Below are 18569 nucleotides of genomic sequence, written 5' to 3' on the forward strand. Positions count from 1 at the left end.
TCGGAATTCTTGACGCTTGACTTCTACCGTTAACATCCACCCGTTAAATCTGTGACATCCGAAGAAAGCAAATCTGTTGCCAAATTTCCTTCTTCCTTACACTAAAGTATGGCGAAAATTTCCAGCGGGTTAATAACTAGATGAATTTGAGAAGAATCTTGACAGTCGCGACCAATGTATTTTGGGAAGTAATTCGCGATCGCATCCTTTACTTAATTGTGATATTTGCTCTGTTGATGGGAGCATCAGTACGGTTGATACCGGAATTGGCGGCGACAACCGAGAAGAAAATTATCTTAGATGTCGGTTTGGCTGCTATGAGCATTCTCGGTCTAATTGCCACAGTCTTTGTGGCTACCGGACTGGTCAACAAAGAAATTGAAAAGCGCACTGTTTACCTGTTAGTTGCTAAGCCGATAAGTCGGGCTGAGTTAATTGTGGGCAAGCACTTAGGGCTGTCGGCGGTGCTGGCGGTGCTTGTAGCAGCAATGACTGTTATCTATCTGGCTATTCTGAGTTTGAGCCGGATTCCTTACCCTTTGGAAAGCATTTTAATCGCCTCGTTGTTTGTCTGGTTTGAGCTGTGTCTCATGGCCGGTGTCGGGATTTTATTTGGGGTGTTCAGCAGTTCGCTGCTGGCAACTTTACTGACATTTGGCGTTTATTTGATGGGACATTCGACGCGGGATTTAGTGGCTTTGGGCAAGTTAACTAAAAATCCTGGAATTGAACAATTGATGATGGGACTTTATCTGGTTTTGCCGGATTTAGCCAGATTCAATTTGAGAAACGATGCTGTTTACGGACAAGTACCTTACTTGGCGGGTTTGATTACAGATGCTGGCTACGGTTTGCTGTATGTGGTGCTGCTGCTGTCAATTGCGATCGCCATATTTTCCCGTAGGGAATTTTAAAACGCACCTTCGATACTTTCAAAAGCTTGAGCAGATCGAACGATCGCGCTAAAATATAGAGGAGGCGATCGCTCAGAAATCTCGACTAAAACTAAAATTTTTATTGGTAAAATGAGGTGACTTATGACTGCTGCAATTCACAAACCGATATCGCAGCTCAAGATTACCTGGCCGCTGCTACCCGATGATTTTATCCTACCAGACGACCCTGTAGACGATACAGACCATCCGTTGCTAGCTCATGGTTTGCGCCAGTCTTTATTTGGTTCCCCCGAACTAATACAAGACGCACTCATAGTTTCTAATTTTGCTTTGTGCGCTGCTGTGGACGATCGCACTATTTGCAAAGCCCCAGACTGGATGTACGTGCAGCCGGTTCAACCTTGGCCTCACAACTATCCCCGCCGCAGTTACACGCCTCATACCGAAGGAACAGTCCCTTTTGTAGTGATGGAATTTCTGTCAGTTACTTACGGCGATGAATATTCTGTCGAACACACGGAAGAAATCGGCAAATGGTTTTTTTACGAACAAGTAATCAAAGTTCCTCGCTATGTCATTTTTCGACCGCATACGGGCAGAATAGAAGTTTATGCGCTAGAATCGGGGCGTTACGAGAATCAAAATCCTGATGAAAACGGGCGTTATTTAATACCTGGATTAAATCTATTTTTGGGAGTTTGGCAGGGAACTCGCGAAGGTAGAACGGGATATTGGCTGCGCTGGTGGAATGCGGAAGGAGAGTTGCTGTTGTGGCCGGAAGAACGGGCAGAAGATGAACGACAGCGGGCCGATCGAGAACAGCAAGATAAAGAGTCAGCCCAGACGCTGCTGGAACAGGAAAGACAGCGCAATCAAGAACTTTTGGCTCGATTGGCAGCCCTCGGCATCGATCCAGAATAAGCTGTTTTGCATTTAAATAGTACCTTTGGGCGGGTTTTATGCCTGCCCCACAAGATGTTGAAGAGAAATCACCCTGTAAATTAGATTGCGATAGCTTCGCAGTAATAAAAGTTGAAATTATGTTAGTGGAAAAACTCGCACAATTAAAAGATATTTTCGCGCAGATGGAACGGGCGCTGATTGCCTATTCCGGCGGAATTGACAGCACTTTGGTGGCAAAAATTGCTTTTGACGTTTTGGGCGATCGCGCATTGGCAGTCACGGCTGTTTCCCCCTCTCTACTGCCCGAAGATTTAGAAGATGCGCGGATTCAAGCAGCAGAAATAGGCATTGCCCACCAGGAAGTAGAAACTCAGGAAATGGCAAATCCAAATTACACTTCTAACCCGGTTAACCGCTGCTATTTCTGCAAAAGCGAACTGCACGATACTTTGAAACCGCTAGCACTAGCAAAGGGTTATCCTTATGTGGTGGACGGGGTTAATGCGGACGATTTAAACGATTACCGTCCGGGGATTCAGGCGGCAAAGGAACGCGGCGCGCGATCGCCTTTAGCAGAAGTAGGAATTACTAAATTTGAAGTGCGGCAATTGGCAAAAGAATTGGGTTTGCCTTGGTGGGACAAACCGGCTCAACCTTGTCTGAGTTCGCGCTTTCCTTACGGCGAAGAAATCACGGTGGGAAAGTTGCAAAGAGTGGGGCGCGCCGAACGGTATTTACGGCAGTTGGGACTGAAAAATTTGCGAGTGCGATCGGACGGAGATACGGCGCGTATTGAGTTACCCGCCGAGGAAATTAAGGAATTTGTGTTAAAGACAGATTTGCCTGCATTGGTGGCGGTGTTTCAAGAGTTTGGTTTTGTGTACGCGACTTTGGATTTGGAGGGATTTCGCAGCGGCAAATTAAATCAGGTTTTGAAACCGGAATTGTTGGGGGTGAAAGCTTGATTAATTATCCTGAAAAAACGTCACTACAACAGTGTGTTCGTCCCGATCGCATTTAACTTGAAAATGTCGCTGAGGATATAGTAATTTTAGGCGACTTTCCCACATCTGAGCTAATGCTTGTCCCAAATACAATAAATTGTCGATGCTCGCGTTTTGGGCACCGGGGAGAATATCATCAATGTGCTGGTGGTTCATCACCTGCTCAATTGCAGCGACATCATTCCCCAGTTTGATTTTCCACTGTTCGTATATTTGACTGTTAAAGGCTTCGGACAAAAAGATACCGCCTTCATGTTCGACAAAATCTGGCCAGAATAGTTTTGTGAAAGCTATAGCAATTTCAATGTTAGCCGCTCCAAAAAGATAATCCCAAAGTGAAAAATCATCGCCGTTGGCTTTTTTCCACTGCTGAAAATCGATTAGTTTATCTGCATTCAAAGATATTTGTTTGATGAACATAATTTCTAGGGTATTTCATCCAATCTAGCTGGCCTAACTGTTTTCTCCTGTTTCACGAAAATGTCTCCTGCTGGGTTTTGGTTGTGTTTGTATTCAACCGCGTGAGGTGTCGGCACATTTGCATGAGCCTTTCCTGTCAAATCTACTCGCTTAATTGCCCGTCCGCTGTCATCGTAGACGATATAGCTGGTAATGTTTTTGCCCTCCATGCGGTAGAGTAAGTTTCTGGCACCTGCTCCATCTAGAGGAAATCTCCCGCTGACCTGGGTTCCGACGGGTATAAGGGTGCTAGCGGGGATGCCAACTGTTCAGTCAACTGGTTTAGACATATATTAGTCCTCAAGTGAGTGAGGTACGTAGTTGGGCTTCAGCCCTCAAGCGTCTGGGTGGTTATGTAAGCTGTCAGTCATACCTCATCTTTTTGAGAAAGGCTATATATTAGTCCTAAATTATTTTACCATCTCAGTTTGATATATGTATGGTACTTGGATTGTTACAGCTCGCAATTTCAAGAAATTTGCATCAATCCTGACAGCTTGTTAAAACAATAGCATAAACTGAAGTAGCAGCAAGCTAAAAAAAGTTTTATGAACGCTAAATTTAGGTTAATTTCCGTCGTGTTGGCTTTGTTATTATGCGCGTACATCCCGTTTCGGGTTCTCGCTAACCCCCAATCTTCGGGAGATACGGTTAGCTCTGCATTATGGTGGCAAGTTGCTGTGTACAATCAGGTACAACAAATTAAAGACAAGCAATATCAAGGGTGCGTGTGGGGCGATTCTATTTCCTCGGCTTTGGGCGATTCTTTGGGCGAACAAAACTTTAATTTTGCGATCGGCGGAATGAGTACGGTTTCCCTGCTGGAACAGCTTAAGCTGGTAGTTCCTTTGCGGTTTACGTGCGAAAAAACTATTATTGCGATCGGTACAAATGATGCTATGTACGGCATTAGCGACGAGCAGTTTGTCAGTAACTTAAAAGAGGCGATCGCCGTGATGCGATCGCTCGGAACCAAACAGATTATTCTGATTCCTGCTTTTTACTCAACTCTTGCCGCCAGCTACAATCCTAAATTTGCCGGAACAATTGCCAGAGTTGACGAAATCAATGTTCTCATCAATAAAGTAGCCGCCGACGAAAATCTGACCGTGGAATCTAGCGGTATACAAGCCTTGTTTAAAGAAAAAGCTCTGAATGAAGATTTAACAATAGACGGCGTTCACCTCAATGCCAAAGGTTTAGATATATACAGAAAAGTTTTGTTAAATATTTTGAATCCTTCCTTGACAACTCGCAAGTTTTTCGATTAAATATCTGTTTAAGTTATTAATTTTTATGTCGGCAGGTGCGGACTTGATTTGCGTGCTTTCAAATAGAAAACCGGAATTGATATCACAATCTCAAAAGTGACGCACGCCCGGAATAAATGGTGCCTCACTTTTGAGATTGGGAGCTAATGATTGAGAATATTATTCTTCTAACGCACCCTACCGCTACTCAAAAGTTTAGCAACTTATAACGGTTATTTTACCGAAGATGATATCAAGGAGTAGTTGTAGTTTGCTGCTGCGTTTGCTGCTGCTGTAATTGCTCCCGCTGAAGTTGAAGCTGGTCTTCTTCCTGCTTCCTTTGGAGCTCGAGTTGCTGCAACTGAATTTGATAATTCTGCTCCTGCTGCTGTCTTTGGAGTTCAAGTTGCTGCTGCTGAAGTTGCTGCTGCTGATTTTGAAGATCGATCTGCCGCTGTCTGTCTTGATTCTGTAATTTAATTTGTCTGATTTGATTTCGCCGCTCGAAATCCCCTCCCAAAAATAAGTTTTGAAAAGCGTTGATAGTTGTTTGAAACCCAGTAAAAACTCCGCTAACAGAGCCGATCCCAGTTGCAACTCCTGTTATTGGCTGCAAGAAACTGTTGATATTGTCTGCTACCCTAGCATAGCCCGATCGCGCTACCAGAATCACATCGTTGTTGCGGAGAGTTGGGTTATTATTAGGATTCAAGCCTTGAGCAAAATCCACCTCGATCGTGCGGCGAGAAACAGTACCGTTGGGGTTCAAACGCAATAGTTCTACCTTGTCTTTTTTTGCCCGCAATTGATTGAAACTGCCTGCAGTCAGCAAAGCTTGGTGCAGGGATGTACTCGGCCGCACCAGCAAAGCCCCAGGTCTAATTACTTCTCCTACAATATTGATGCTAATCGCGTTCGGAGAAAAACTGCTATTTGCCACTTGAGAAACTTCAGCTAAGTCTACAGTAGCTGCTGTCGGGATAATGACGCTATCTCCTTCTTGCAGCAAAATATCTTGACTGGCGTCGCCTTTTTGCAGCAAATCCCACAGATTTACCATGATAGTTTGTTCGTTGCCACCTCTGACTTTGCGGCGGATTTGCACGCGGCGAATGTCAGCTTCGGTGGTGATACCGCCAGCAATTTTGAGTGCTCTAGTGATCGTTGGTAGCCCGACAACGGCTCCTGCTCCTTGCTGTTGCTCGATGGTGACAAAACTCAGTTCTGTTTGTTGGTTGGTCGATCGCAAATCAGCAGCAGATATAGTATAAGGCCCAGGCCGGTTTACCTCGCCGACAATGACCACACCAATTGGTTTAGTAATATCAGCGGAAAAATTAGCACTTGCTCTTTGACGCACTTCTTCAGTATTGAGAGCACTTGCTGTCGGTACAAAAATTGTATCTCCATCTCGGATCGTGACATCTTGACGCAAATTTCCGGTGTCTAAAAAATCCTGCAAATTAACAGTAATAACTTGCTCAGACGCGCCTCTGCGAAGACGGCGAATTTGGACATTTCGCATATCTCCTGCTGATGTCACCCCTCTTGCAAGTTGCAGCATTTCCATCAAAGTCGGGAATTTTACTCCTCCTCCGGTTCCTTCTCTAGTGGGATTAATCTTGTAGGAACCCGGGCGAGTAACTTCACCGGCAAGACCTATATTTAGGGGGCGAGCGAGGACCAGAGTCACAGTAACAACGGGAACATTGATGAAGGGTTCGTATCGCTGGGTAATCACGTTAGCGGCTTGTTGCAGCGTCAACCCTTGAATTGAGACGCTGCGAATGATTGGCAAATTGAGCGTCCCGTCAACTAACACTTGATATTCTTTGCTGAATTCAGGAACGCCGAAGATATCTAAAGCAATGCGATCGCCCGATCCTAAAGTATAAGCTTCTTCTTGTGTCAGCGAACCAGAATTGCCGGGAGGCAAACTCGAACCCGCAGGTGGCGGCGGCGGTACTCTCGGCCGGTTAGGAGTGGGTGCAGGAGTTCTGACGGCAGGCAACTGAGCTATACTGGGCAGCGAACTCAATAGCACCAGGAGTGCTGACAAACTCAGACTTGTAGCGGTTTGAACGGTATGTTTCATCTTTCTTCCTGGTTGCAGCCGGCCAATGAACGAGAGCAATTTAGCTAGTTGATTTTAGTTTATTTTCCCTGCTGTCCAGTGTAGCCTCGCTTCGCTGCAAAATCCACAGGTGGAAGCATAAAAATTGTGCGATCGCACTTAACTACTTTGTACCTTGTTTGTAAAGAAACTGTAAAGCCCGCGAACTGTCCTCATGATTAGGATCTCGTTTGAGCAAAATTATTCATACATAAGTCGGGAGACAAATCAACCCGCAAAAGAAATGGATAAAAAAAACGCCTTGATTTGAGGTAAAATCTTAAATAATTCTATCTGCGGGACAAAGACATAGTGTCACTAAAATTGGATAAAGTAATTCCCTGGGGACGGTGCTTGGATGAATACATAGGAATGTTTAGCTTGACATCAAGTGACCTCAAGCTAGCCATTCTTGATTGTGCGGGCGGGCCGGCGAGTTTCAATGCCGAAATGACTCGCCAAGGTAGAAAGGTAATTTCTTGCGATCCAGTTTATCAGTTTACTGCGGTGGAAATTGGCGATCGCATCCAAGAAACATATCAAACTGTGATTGACGGTGTTAAAGCCAATTTAGATGGCTACCTGTGGAACAATTTTGAATCGCCGTACCAGCTAGGCGAAGTGCGAATGAAGGCGATGCAGGAATTTTTAGAAGATTTTCCCTCTGGCTTGCAGCAAGGCCGCTACATGAATGCTGAGCTGCCGATTTTGCCTTTCAATGACCGCCAGTTCGATTTAGCTTTGTGCAGCCATTTCTTATTTGCTTATTCTCACTTGCTTTCCGAAGAATTTCATCTGGAAGCAATTACAGAAATGTGTCGGGTTGCAAAGGAAGTCCGGGTATTCCCTCTATTGCAGAGTTTTAGCGGGGAGGAATCCGAGCACTTAAACTCGATTATTACCGAATTAAAAAAGAGAAGTTTTCGTGTGGAAATTCAAGAGGCTCCCTACGAGTTTCAAAAAGGCGGAAATAAGATGCTGCGAGTTAGCAAAAAAAGCTCAGCATAAAAGCAAGCATAACTTATTCTTCTGTTATGGGAACCAAATAACAGCCATTAATTCGCCAACTATTATCAAACTGTTGTTCCATGACATAAATTGCTCTGACTGGTATGCCTTGCGAGTCCAGCAACAGCACCGGCTGAGCGGGAATTCCTTCTACAGTGGCGAGGTTTTCAAATAATACCGATCGCGGACGGTAGACAGCTTCATAGGCAAGTTTTACCATGTGCATAAAGTTTTCGGCTGTGCGAAACTGCTGCTGAATTCCGGGACTGGCGAAGGCAAAAGCCCCAGCAGCATCGTCTTTTTGAAATGCTTGCAGTTGCTTTTCTACGACTGAGCGAATGGTAGTGCGATCGCTATCAGTAATGTGCATAATTTTGATAAGAAAGTGCTGTTAGGGCTGGGCGCGTCCAAATTACTGAGGGCATGGCAATTTGCGATCGGTCCCCAGACTATCTGCCCATTGCTTAACCCGATCGTACCGAATGCCCGTCTTGTTTGTCTGGTAATCTTGCAAGGCTGCGAGACTCTGGGCGATCGTTTGTTCTTCGCTGAGGGGTTGAAACTCATTTGCTGTGTCAATTTCTCCAGTAATTCTAATCAAGAACCGCAGAGCTTCATTTACTGCTTTAGAATCGGGAAACATCTCTGCAACATCCGGTTCTAAACGAATATTTACACCACCAAAGGTCTGATGTCCAAATCCTACCCTTCTTACACGTAACTTCCTCAAATCTTATTCCGACCGAAGCTCATCCTCCATCTCTGTTTCATCCTTATTCATAAACTTCAATATCTTTGATATACAGCATATTCCATGTATGTGCGGTACACATAATCTTCTCGTCAGTAAGGTGCGTCGCCCTCAAAAATCTGGAAGTTATATCTAAGATATCGCAGCGACGCACCCTACGGATTAACTTGTTTTCATCCCACTCGAATTTCATAAAGATCCTAAATCAGCATCTTTGATATAATATTACACCTAGAAGCCAAACTAAAACCAACTCATGCCACAAACAGTCTGGATCGCACGACACGGAAACCGCATCGACTTCGTTAACCCGGACTGGTTTCTCACCGCAGAACACCGCTACGATCCCCACCTTTCCGAAGACGGTCACGTTCAAGCGAAACAACTCGCCAATCGCCTCAAAGGTGAAGGAATTTCTCATATTTTTGCTTCCCCTTTTCTGCGAACCGTCCAAACAGCAAATCACGCGGCAGAAGCTCTCGATTTGTCAATTAAACTAGAGTGGGGACTGTGCGAATGGCTGAATCCTGAATGGATGACAGAAATGCCGGAAACTGAGTCCGTCGAAGCTTTGTGCAGGCGTTTTCCCAGGATTGATGCTTCCTACAAAGGCGGTATTGCTAATTATCCCGAAACTGGAGAAGCTTGTTTCAAAAGGGCGGGGGAAACTGCTAAACGCCTCGCGGCTGAGTTTCCCGAGGATATGTTATTAGTAGGTCACGGTGCGTCGGTTTTAGGAACTGCGATCGGGCTGGCGGGCGGTGCGGAAACGGAAATTAACGCTTCTCTGTGCTGTTTGGTAAAAGTGGTGCGCCAAGATGTACAATGGTCGATCGCACTTAATGGCGATACTTCTCACCTGACTGACTCTGAAGCCGCGATCCGGTTTAATTAACTGTGCACTCAGTTTATGTACTCTGTGTGCAGTGTGCACCCTACGTTAATCCTGACTGCTGACTAATGACTACTGACTAATGACTACTGACTAACAATAATCGATATGGCAGGACACAGTAAGTGGGCGAATATTAAACGCCAAAAAGCTAGAGTTGATGCCGTTAAAGGCAAAGTTTTTGCTAGAATATCTCGCGAAATTATTGTCGCAGCCCGCAGCGGAGTGCCCGATCCCGCTGGCAATTTTCAATTGCGGACGGCTATAGAAAAAGCCAAGGCGGCGGATATTCCTAATGAAAACATAGAAAGGGCGATCGCCAAAGGTGCCGGCTTGGCGGGGGGAAGTTCGGATTTAGAAGCTATTCGCTACGAAGGTTACGGCGTTGGCGGAGTTGCTATTCTGATTGAAGCGCTGACAGACAACCGGAACCGCACGGCGGCTGACTTGCGAGAAGCTTTTACTAAAAATGGCGGCAACCTGGGCGAAACTGGTTGTGTGGGCTGGATGTTCGACCACAAAGGAGTTTGTACTGTACGCGGCCCGATTGATGAGGAACAATTGTTTGAAGCGTCGCTAGAGGCGGCTGCCGAATCTTATGATTTGATATTAATTGATGAGGATACTGAAGGTGCAGAGGTATTGACAAGTGTGGCTAATTTGGAACAGTTGGCTGATGTTTTGAAACAAAATAATTTTGCAGTTTTGCAGTCGGAAACTCGCTGGATTCCCAGCAATACAGTGGAAATAGACACTCCTGAAAAAGCTCGATCGCTCCTGAAATTAATGGATGCACTGGAAGATTTGGACGACGTGCAAAGCGTGACGGCTAATTTTGAAATGTCAGATGAATTGATGTCTTTGAGTATGGTTTAATGGTTGAAAGATGAGGGATGGGAGCCTCCTGCTGGCACTGCAAAAGACGAAAAATCGCCAGCAGGACGATCGCGCTACACTATTATTACCAGGAAACGAATCCCTATCTGTACGCGAGTGGGGAGTGTCAATCCAACGCATTGCTGAAAAAGCTGCATTGAAAATCTCAACCCACAGTAAAGCCATGCTAGATAACAACGAAAGCAAAAAAGACAGCACCCACTCAGAAGAAGTTCTGTCAGCAACAGAAGTATCAGAAACCAAGGATCGATCCAAATCGGAGGTGCAGGCTGAACCAGGGTATAAATCCAATTGGTTCGGTTCCGTTTTCGGAGCCGTCTCTGCAAGGGCGAGTGCAGTAGGAAATGCGGCGACAAGTGCGGGAAGTGCGATCGCGAATACTGCGAGTGCGGTAGGGAATGCCGGAAGTGCGATCGTTAATACCGCGAGTGCGGTGGGGAATGCAGCAAGCAGTGCCGGAAGTGCGATTGTTAATACCGCGAGTGCGGTGGGGAATGCAGCAAGCAGTGCTGGAGGTGAGATTGTTGTTAATACCGCGAGTGCGGTAGGCAATGCGGTAGGGAATGCCGGAAGTGCAGCACTCCAATTTCCCAATTTTTTTGGTTCATCCCTAGTTTTTATTTCGCAGAGTCCTATCCTGAAAAAACTGACCCAAAAGTTCAAAATCGACTGGTTAGTTAATGCTATAGATGCTGTTGATGTCGTAAATGCCGAGGCGCAAGTTCGAGAGTTGCAGCGCCAATATCCTCACAAGAAACCTCAACAAATCGCACATCGCTTAATGGTGGAAAAAGCCTTGCTAGCTGCAGGAAGTGGCTTGGTGAGCAGTTTAGTTCCCGGCGTGGCTTTGGCGTTGTCTGGCATGGATTTAGCGGCAATGACGGCGTTATCCGCCGAGTTGGTTTATCAAATTGCTGCCGCCTATGGCATGGATTTGCGATCGAGCGATCGCAAAAAAGAAGTTGTCGCTATTTTCGGTTTATCCTTGGGGAGCAATTTAGCGATCGAAGCTGGAGTTATGCTCGTCAGCAATATTCCCTTGGCGGGTGCGGTAATTAATGCTAGTGCCAGTGCGACAATGATTTACGCGCTGGGATACGGTGCTTGTCGGTTTTATGAAGCGCATCTCGATTCCTCGAAAATCGAAACCAAGCTCGAAGATTTACGAGAAGTCTTGCAAGCGGAAAGTGAGCAATATTTAGAGAAAGCGATCGCACAAGAAACGGTGATGGATTGGATTTTGGTGTATGTCGTCTATACCACCCAAAAATTCACCCGATGGGATGAGTTATTACCCCAATTACAAGCGGCCAATTTAAATCCCAAGTCTTTAGCTGAAATTGAAGCTGTGAAAAATAAGTCTAAATTGCCTCCCAAGTTGGATATTTTACTCGAACAACTCGAACTCGACTTTGCCGAACCACTTTTAAAGCGATGCACTGAGATGATAGAGGCTGACGGTGAAATTAATGAACAAGAGGGGAAAATTTTGCTGACAATTCAACGGGCTGTTTTGAGCAAAAGAAAGCAAGCTCAAAAGCAAGCCTAGCCAACTTCGATCGAGGATGCGGTATCGGAAGCCACTGAAGCACAAACTGAAGTCTAAGCTAGATCGCAAACTCCTCCGTGCGTTCACGCCCGGAAATGTCAAATCCAATGCTCATAAACTGGCTCAAGCGAATGGGGTACAACTCTGGGACGATAACAGTTAATTGATTTAGTGATTCGAGCTAAAAAATAAGGGATATATGAACCCATAATCCCAGTCTATGAAAGAGCGGGGAGTATCATTTGAAACAAAAAAACTTTCTTTGCAGTTTTGCAGTCGGAAACTCGCTGGATTCCCAGCAATACAGTGGAAATAGACACTCCTGAAAAAGCTCGATCGCTCCTTAAGTTAATGGATGCACTGGAAGATTTGGACGACGTGCAAAGTGTGACGGCTAATTTTGAAATGACAGAGGAATTGATGTCTTTGAGTATGGTTTAACGATCTAAATCACCAGATTTTTGCCATCCGCAAGACAAATCCCGGTAACTCTGGATCTGCGCTGACTGTTTCAGGATTATCTAAGATTTCAGGTTCGCGATCGGGACGGTAGATGTAGACTTTTCTGTTTTTGCGATCGAGCAAAAAGCCGAGCGATACACCGTTGTCAATATATTCTTGCATCTTGTTTTGCAATCCCTTGAGAGTGTCACTAGCAGACCGCAATTCGATCGCAAAGTCTGGACAAATGGGTGCGAATGAGGCTTTTTGTTCTTCAGTTAAGGCATTCCAGCGCTCTAGTTTAATCCATGAGGCATCGGGGGAGCGAGTTGCTCCATTGGGCAAGGTAAAGCCTGCACTGGAGTCAAACGTTTCACCTGTGCCATCTTGTTCTGCCCAGTTTGCAAGTTGTAGGGCAATCTTACCGTTGCGGTTCCCTGTATCTGAAAAGGCGGGTGACATGATAATGACTTCCCCACTGGCAGTACGCTCAATTCTCAAATCGCGATTAACTAGACAGAATTCATAGAACTGTTCAACAGTCATCGATTGGATCGCAGGGAAATTGACCGTCATTGGGACGCTTTGGGTTTGAATTAGCAGCGTCGTCATGGTTTTTCCTCAGTTGGTGCAGGTGTCACAGAATACCTTGAACTTATCATATCTTAGCTTGGCGATCGAAAGTCTTAGCCGATCGGGGAGTCGGACGCTTGTATCCGTTTTTGGGCTGAGTCAATCGATTTTAGATTTTAGATTTTAGATTTTAGATTTTAGAATTGAAGCATTGACCCCACGGATAAATTCGGGGGCTCCTTTATCGGATACAGGTTTTTTATTTCTCCAGGGATGAATCCGGGGGCTTGTATCCTGGATGCTTGATTGTCAATAATCTTTTTTCCCAGTCAGCAAATAAGTAACCATGTATCCCTTGCCCTTAACTTGAATGGCGCCGCGCTTCTGAAAAGAATATTTATCTTTTAATATCTCGTAGGTTTCGGCAGTGACTTGAATGCAGCCGGTAATCCCGTGGGATTCCATTCGCGAAGCAATATTTACTGTGTTGCCCCAGAGGTCGTAAATAAACTTTTTTAAGCCGATGACGCCGGCAACGACAGGGCCACTGCTAATCCCGATCCGAATGCTGAAAGGTTCCGAATGTTCTAAACTGAGGAGCCGAATTTCGTGTAGCATATCGATCGCCATGTTCGCGACTGCCTCGGCGTGATCCTTGCGGGGCGTAGGCAAACCGCCGACAACCATGTAAGCGTCACCAATAGTCTTAATTTTCTCCAAACCGTGGCGATCGGCCAAGTGGTCAAAAGCCGAAAAAATATCGTTGAGCACTTCCACCACCGCAGTCGCTGAAATTCTCGACGAAAGTTCTGTAAACCCCACAATGTCCGCAAACATCACAGTCACTTCCCCAAAACTTTCGGCAATATTATGTTCATTGTCCTTCAAACGCAGGGCGATCGCTGCCGGCAAAACGTTCAGCAGCAGTTGCTCGGATTTAGCTTGTTCGAGTTCCAACTGCTGGTAAGCAGCCTGCAACTGTTCGGCTTGGCGAATTCTTTCTCGGGCTAGCTTTTCGATTTGGGCGGTGCGGCTCAAAGCTGTCAGCATATATGTCACCGGAATCAGAGTCCACAGCATCCCCATCGTCAGAGTTCCCCAAGAGCGCCAGTGCTTGCGAATCCTGCGAATTTCCGGCGTTGCGGACACGTACATAGACCACTGGCGGCCGTTAATTTTCAGCAGCCTTTTGCAAGCTGTATACTCCGGGCCTGGATTGTAAAGAATCGGGCAGTTTTGTCTGAGGGATCGTTCCGCAGCGGCTGATGCTGGGATCACTTCTTGGCTGGCGGATTGGAACAGCACCGCAAATTGCTGAATAGGGCCGTCAGCAGGCAGATTTTTGAGAACGGGGTTGCCCGTGTGCGGTAACAGCGGCGGTGCTTCTTGCTTGTCTGGAGCCTGGCTGGCGAGATAAATGGTGAGGTAGTCGGTATTGCGTCCTTTTAAAGAGGTTTGGAAAATATCTTTGCCTCGAAATACGCCCAGAACAAATCCTTGCAGCAGTTGGCGGCGGGATTCCAGGGTAGTCGGTTTAGTGCTGTTTTCGTAAATCGGAACTATGGCCAAAAGACCTAGTTCCGGGGAATTGCCCTGGGTTAGGCCGACGTAGTTGGTGACAATCATTTCTCCAGTATCGCGGCCTCGATCGAGCGCGGCGCGGATTTCTGGGTGGGAGGCGAGGTCAAAGCCCAATACTGTCTCGTTTCCGGCTGTTGGTTCGACGTAGAAAGCCGGGAAGTATTCGGAACGCTCAGGGGCCTTACGCAGTTCTCCTCGGGGGCCGCGCTCTGTAATCTCGAAGCTGGAGTCGGTTTCGCTTCTGGCTTTGGTTTCGTAGTTGCGCCGCTGAGAATAGGGGATGCGGGGGGCCCAAGCCAAGAGTTGCAGGCTGGGGTGGACGGATAGGGGACGGGCGACAAACCGGGCAAAAGAGGAACGCTCGACGGCGCTAAAGGCTTTCATGTAGTCGCTGAGGGCGAGAACTGCGTCTAAGTCGGAGTTTAGCTGGCGTTCGATGCCGATCGAAATATCGTCGATGCGGCGGTGCATTTCGTAGTCGCGGCGGTTGTCTTCCCAGTCCCAAACCAAGGCAAATGCCAGCGCCGACAGTCCGACACCCAAAGCGAGCGTCAACCCGGCTGGAATGTAGCGAGACCAGGATAAAGGTAGTTTTTTCAGCATAATTGCCTAGCGAATAAGGGCAGCAGATTAGCACACCGCTGAATGCGATTTATTTCGGCGCCTTGGTGCGGTTAATTCAAAACCCGGATAACTCAAGCACCGACGGCAATTGGGAATTAAAAGTTAGATATTGAAACTTTTAGATTAATGGACGATCGCTCAGCACGGGATTTCTATCCAGAATTCCGCTCCCTGTCCCGGTGCTGAGATGCACCGCAGGCTTCCCCTATGTTTTTCTACCACAATCTGATGGCTGATGGATAATCCCAAACCGGTTCCAGAGCCGACCGGTTTGGTGGTGAAGAAGGGGTCAAACAGCCGTTTGCGAACGTCTTCGCTCATTCCCGGGCCGCTGTCGGCGATGCAAATGACGATGCGATCGCACTGACTGAGCTTGCTATTACTATGACTTTTCAACCCGGCTTTTTTCATGAGGGTGCGAATCACGATCGTCCGAGGTTGCGGTTGGTTTTCTAGAGCGTCGATCGCATTGCTGATAATGTTGAGAAATACTTGGTTCAACTGCCCCGGACAACAGTAAACTTTCGAGATTTTTCCGTATTCTTTAATAATTTCAATCCGGCTTTTTCTACTTGCCTGATGGAAGCGGTGCTGCAAAATTAACAGCGTACTGTCAATTCCTTCGTGAATGTCTACCAACTTAATTTCTGATTCATCCAGTCGCGAAAAGTTCCGCAGCGACAACACAATTTTACTGATTCTTTCTACTCCTACTGTCATGGAATTTAGCATTTTTGGCAAGTCTTCCTTCAGGAAATCCAACTCTAAGTCCTTAACTCTTGCAGCAATCTGAGGAACTGGGGACGGGTAGCATTCCTGGTATAGATTCAAGAGTTCTATTAAATCGTTAAAATAGTTGTATGCGTGACCGATATTGCCGTTAATAAAAGTTGCGGGATTGTTGATTTCGTGGGCGATCCCAGCCACCATCTGACCGAGGCTCGACATTTTTTCTGATTGAACTAATTGGATTTGAGCGTGCTGTAGCTGTTCGTAGGCTTCTTGCAATTGGGCTGCTTGTTTTCTCAATTGAGATTCGGAAGCTTGGAGTGCTGCGGCGGAAATTTTGCGGTTGGTTATATTTTCAATCATCCCTAAGTTGTAAATAGGTTTTCCTTCGCCGTCTCGAATCAAAGTAGCTGTCACGTTTACCCAAACAATTTTACCTGTAGCGGCTATCTGGCGGATTTCGATTTGATAGCTCGTAACTTGTCCCCGATCGAGAGCACCAGCAACTTCGAGATTTTTTTGATAATCTTCGGGATGCCCAATTTCTATAAATGTTTTGCTCAGCAATTCTGCTGCGGTATATCCCAGCATTTCGCAGTAAGTTTTATTGACTCGCACTAACTTGTTATCGTCTAAATTGGCTAAGTAGATAGCAATTGGTGCATCTTCAAAAATTGTGCGAAATAGTTCCTCGCTGGCGCGGACTTGAGCTGCTAGGGAAAGTCGGTCGGTGATGTCTTCAAACGTAGACAAAATGCCGACAACATTGCCGTAATTGTCGTGTAAAGGTATTTTATTTGTCTCCAGACAGCATTGGGTGCCGTCGGCTTGCATTTTTGATTCTATGATGTGATATTCTGGGGTGTTGGTTGCCATGATACGGCTGTCGCCGGCTCGAAAAACTTCTGTTTCTTCGGGCTTCCAGGGCATATCGAAGTCTGTGAGACCGGCGATTTCACTGGGGTGATTGAAACCTGCGAGTTTAGCAAAGTTTTTGTTACCTCCCAAGTAAACTAAATCTCGATCTTTCCAGGCAATTAACTGAGGGATGTTGTTGATTACCAACCACAGCATTTTCTGGGATCTTTGCAAGGCTTCCGTTCGTTCTAGGACGCGCTTTTCCAGTTCTTGATTGGCTTGTTGCAGGGCAATTTTTGACTCGCTGAGGGCGATTTCTGCTACCTTGCGATCGCTGATGTCGATTGTCACCCCCTCCCAAAGTATATCGCCGCTCGGTTGCAGTTCGGGGCGGGCGATGGCGCGAATCCATTTCAGTTTTCCCGATCGCGTTACGATCCGCCCTTCAAATGTCCAAGGTTTTAAAGTTTCGCCTGAAATTGCGACTGATTCTAACAGAGGTTTTAGGTCTTCTCGATGCACCGTTAACCACATTAAATCGGAGTTTTTTTGAACTTTTTCTGGCTCTAATTCGTAGAGTTCCCAACAGCCGGAACTGACATAAATGAATTCATTGGAACCGTCGGGACGCAGCAAGTATTGATAAATCATTCCCGGCACATTGGCGGCCATTTTTTGGGATCGGGTTTCGCTTTGCCGCAGTGCTGATTCTGCTTGTTTGCGATCGGTAATGTCAATCAACAAGCCGTCCCAAATAATGTCATCTTTTTCGCCCCGTTCTGGTCGCGAAGCCCCGCTAATCCACTTAATGCGATCGCCCGGGAAAACTAATCTGCCTTCCCACCGCCAAGGCTCTAAAGTTTTAGCTGAGATAGCAACAGATTCCTGGAAGCTTTGGGCATCGTCTGGATGAAGCATTTCGATCGCGAGAATAGCTGAATTTTGGAGTACCTCTGGTTCTAATTCGTAGAGTTCGCGGCAGCCGGAACTGACGTAGGGTAATGACACAGTGCCGTCTGCTGCTAACTGAAATTGATAAATCATTCCGGGAACGTTGGCGGCTAGTTTTTGAAACCTCGCTTCGCTTTGCCGCAGTGCTGTTTCTGCTTCTACGCGATCGGTAATATCGTAAAATGCCGATAAAATAGCTGCTTCGCCGTTAAAATTAATCGATCGCATCGACATTTTTACCCAAAAAAAACTCCCGTTTGCTTTCTTGAGGCAGATTTGTTCGCTGTCGCTACAGCCGTTTTGTTTGACTAATTCTAGTAATTGACTGCTGTCGCTCACATTAGCATAAAAGTCGCTCTTTTTGCTGCCTACAAACTGTTCAGAACTCAAACCTAAAGTTTTCCCGAAGGCTGGATTTGCGTACAAAATTACGCTGTCTTCTAGGCGAGTAATTAGCAGGGGAACGGGAGTCGCAGTGGCGATCGCCCGCAATCTTTCTTCACTTTCTTCCCTGGCTGTTTCGGCTGCTACTCTTTTGCTAATATCGTTCTGAACTCCGATAAAATGAGTTAATTTTCCCTCGTTGTCTAGGATGGGGGAAACGATTAATTCGTTCCAAAAAGGAGTTTTGTCTTTGCGATAATTTTTGAGAACTACCTTAATTTCTGTTCCCGATCGCAAACTGCTGCGGAGTTTGTCTAATTCGGCGCTATCGGTATCCGGACCCTGCAAAAACCGGCAGTTGCGTCCAATAACTTCTTCGGCACTGTAACCGGTCAGTTTCTCAAAAGCAGGATTGCAGTAGATAATAGGTATGTCAGGCCTAGTAGCATCCGCGATGAGGATGCTGCTGCTCGACGCTGCGATCGCCCGCTCTAGCAAAGACAGGTGGAAAGAGTCTGTTGTCATCGGTGGCAAGATCCAAACTCCCGAGGAGCGGACAGAAAAATACAAAATTATCAATAGCTTGAGCTATTCTTATTCTATGATCTTATTTTTAATTTAGCCTTGTTAACAAAGTCAGCAGGCAAAAACAGCCGGCGGGGGAGACGAGCAATACCATTTTAGATTTTAGATTTTAGATTTTAGA

Annotated in this window: 17 protein-coding genes and 1 pseudogene; 9 read left to right on the plus strand and 9 right to left on the minus strand. The window is 46.2% G+C overall.

The features are described from left to right. Positions 1 to 140 precede the first annotated feature (140 nt). The 3 genes from QUA56_RS17100 to larE all read left to right on the plus strand — a co-directional run bounded on the left by QUA56_RS17100 (position 141) and on the right by larE (position 2764). Complete coding sequence (locus QUA56_RS17100; RefSeq protein ID WP_333359628.1) at positions 141 to 914, plus strand: ABC transporter permease; 774 nt, start codon at positions 141 to 143, stop codon at positions 912 to 914. Positions 915 to 1037: 123 nt separating this feature from the next. Further along, on the plus strand, positions 1038 to 1817 hold the full coding sequence (locus QUA56_RS17105; RefSeq protein ID WP_333359630.1) for a Uma2 family endonuclease: 780 nt from the start codon (positions 1038 to 1040) through the stop codon (positions 1815 to 1817). A gap of 119 nt (positions 1818 to 1936) precedes the next feature. Then, a complete protein-coding gene (larE, locus tag QUA56_RS17110) occupies positions 1937 to 2764 on the plus strand; it encodes an ATP-dependent sacrificial sulfur transferase LarE (protein WP_333359718.1) in 828 nt (275 codons plus the stop codon). Here the strand turns inward: larE and QUA56_RS17115 are convergent, their stop codons facing one another. Further along, on the minus strand, positions 2765 to 3223 hold the full coding sequence (locus QUA56_RS17115; RefSeq protein WP_333359632.1) for a hypothetical protein: 459 nt from the start codon (positions 3221 to 3223) through the stop codon (positions 2765 to 2767). Between the two features lie 5 nt (positions 3224 to 3228). Next, positions 3229 to 3522, minus strand: a complete 294-nt coding sequence (locus tag QUA56_RS17120; protein ID WP_333359720.1) for a polymorphic toxin type 24 domain-containing protein — start codon at positions 3520 to 3522, stop codon at positions 3229 to 3231. A 288-nt stretch (positions 3523 to 3810) separates the two neighbouring features. Here QUA56_RS17120 and QUA56_RS17125 point away from each other — a divergent pair, with 288 nt between their 5' ends. After that, entirely contained in the window at positions 3811 to 4533 is a 723-nt protein-coding gene (locus tag QUA56_RS17125; protein ID WP_333359634.1) for an SGNH/GDSL hydrolase family protein, read from the plus strand. Between the two features lie 232 nt (positions 4534 to 4765). Here the strand turns inward: QUA56_RS17125 and QUA56_RS17130 are convergent, their stop codons facing one another. Continuing rightward, positions 4766 to 6607 carry a polysaccharide biosynthesis/export family protein gene (locus QUA56_RS17130; protein WP_333359636.1) on the minus strand — a complete coding sequence of 614 codons (1842 nt, stop codon included), beginning with the start codon at positions 6605 to 6607 and terminating at the stop codon, positions 4766 to 4768. Between the two features lie 330 nt (positions 6608 to 6937). Between QUA56_RS17130 and QUA56_RS17135 the strand changes: the two genes are divergently transcribed. Then, complete coding sequence (locus QUA56_RS17135) at positions 6938 to 7633, plus strand: class I SAM-dependent methyltransferase (RefSeq protein WP_333359638.1); 696 nt, start codon at positions 6938 to 6940, stop codon at positions 7631 to 7633. Positions 7634 to 7646: 13 nt separating this feature from the next. On the opposite strand, the gene QUA56_RS17140 is transcribed toward QUA56_RS17135, so the two are convergent. Genes QUA56_RS17140 through QUA56_RS17150 form a run of 3 tightly spaced genes read right to left on the minus strand, consistent with a single transcriptional unit; the run spans position 7647 to position 8577 of the window. Further along, the gene (locus tag QUA56_RS17140) at positions 7647 to 8003 is read right to left on the minus strand and encodes a DUF4864 domain-containing protein (protein WP_333359640.1); all 357 of its coding nucleotides are present in this window, start codon (positions 8001 to 8003) and stop codon (positions 7647 to 7649) included. Between the two features lie 42 nt (positions 8004 to 8045). Beyond that, positions 8046 to 8363 (minus strand): hypothetical protein, encoded by a 318-nt coding sequence (locus tag QUA56_RS17145; protein WP_333359642.1) that lies wholly within the window; start codon positions 8361 to 8363, stop codon positions 8046 to 8048. 43 nt (positions 8364 to 8406) lie between these two features. Beyond that, positions 8407 to 8577: a hypothetical protein gene (locus QUA56_RS17150; protein ID WP_333359644.1), complete on the minus strand. Its 171-nt coding sequence runs from the start codon at positions 8575 to 8577 to the stop codon at positions 8407 to 8409. Positions 8578 to 8640: 63 nt separating this feature from the next. Between QUA56_RS17150 and QUA56_RS17155 the strand changes: the two genes are divergently transcribed. The 4 genes and pseudogenes from QUA56_RS17155 to QUA56_RS17170 form a co-directional block, all read left to right on the plus strand. After that, positions 8641 to 9279 (plus strand): histidine phosphatase family protein, encoded by a 639-nt coding sequence (locus QUA56_RS17155; protein WP_333359646.1) that lies wholly within the window; start codon positions 8641 to 8643, stop codon positions 9277 to 9279. Positions 9280 to 9384: 105 nt separating this feature from the next. Then, positions 9385 to 10152 (plus strand): YebC/PmpR family DNA-binding transcriptional regulator, encoded by a 768-nt coding sequence (locus tag QUA56_RS17160; RefSeq protein WP_333359648.1) that lies wholly within the window; start codon positions 9385 to 9387, stop codon positions 10150 to 10152. A 10-nt stretch (positions 10153 to 10162) separates the two neighbouring features. Beyond that, complete coding sequence (locus QUA56_RS17165; RefSeq protein ID WP_333359650.1) at positions 10163 to 11722, plus strand: hypothetical protein; 1560 nt, start codon at positions 10163 to 10165, stop codon at positions 11720 to 11722. Positions 11723 to 11983: 261 nt separating this feature from the next. Beyond that, positions 11984 to 12163 (plus strand): annotated as a pseudogene (locus tag QUA56_RS17170) (YebC/PmpR family DNA-binding transcriptional regulator); the annotation flags it as partial. Between the two features lie 9 nt (positions 12164 to 12172). Here QUA56_RS17170 and QUA56_RS17175 read toward each other — a convergent pair. The 3 genes from QUA56_RS17175 to QUA56_RS17185 all read right to left on the minus strand — a co-directional run bounded on the left by QUA56_RS17175 (position 12173) and on the right by QUA56_RS17185 (position 18388). Beyond that, positions 12173 to 12775: a Uma2 family endonuclease gene (locus tag QUA56_RS17175; RefSeq protein WP_333359652.1), complete on the minus strand. Its 603-nt coding sequence runs from the start codon at positions 12773 to 12775 to the stop codon at positions 12173 to 12175. Between the two features lie 270 nt (positions 12776 to 13045). Next, positions 13046 to 14920 (minus strand): adenylate/guanylate cyclase domain-containing protein, encoded by a 1875-nt coding sequence (locus QUA56_RS17180; protein WP_333359654.1) that lies wholly within the window; start codon positions 14918 to 14920, stop codon positions 13046 to 13048. Positions 14921 to 15079: 159 nt separating this feature from the next. Further along, the gene (locus tag QUA56_RS17185; protein WP_333359656.1) at positions 15080 to 18388 is read right to left on the minus strand and encodes a PAS domain S-box protein; all 3309 of its coding nucleotides are present in this window, start codon (positions 18386 to 18388) and stop codon (positions 15080 to 15082) included. Between the last annotated feature and the right edge of the window lie 181 nt (positions 18389 to 18569).

It is taken from the genome of Microcoleus sp. N3A4, assembly GCF_036701805.1.
Taxonomy (GTDB): Bacteria; Cyanobacteriota; Cyanobacteriia; order Cyanobacteriales; family Microcoleaceae; genus Microcoleus.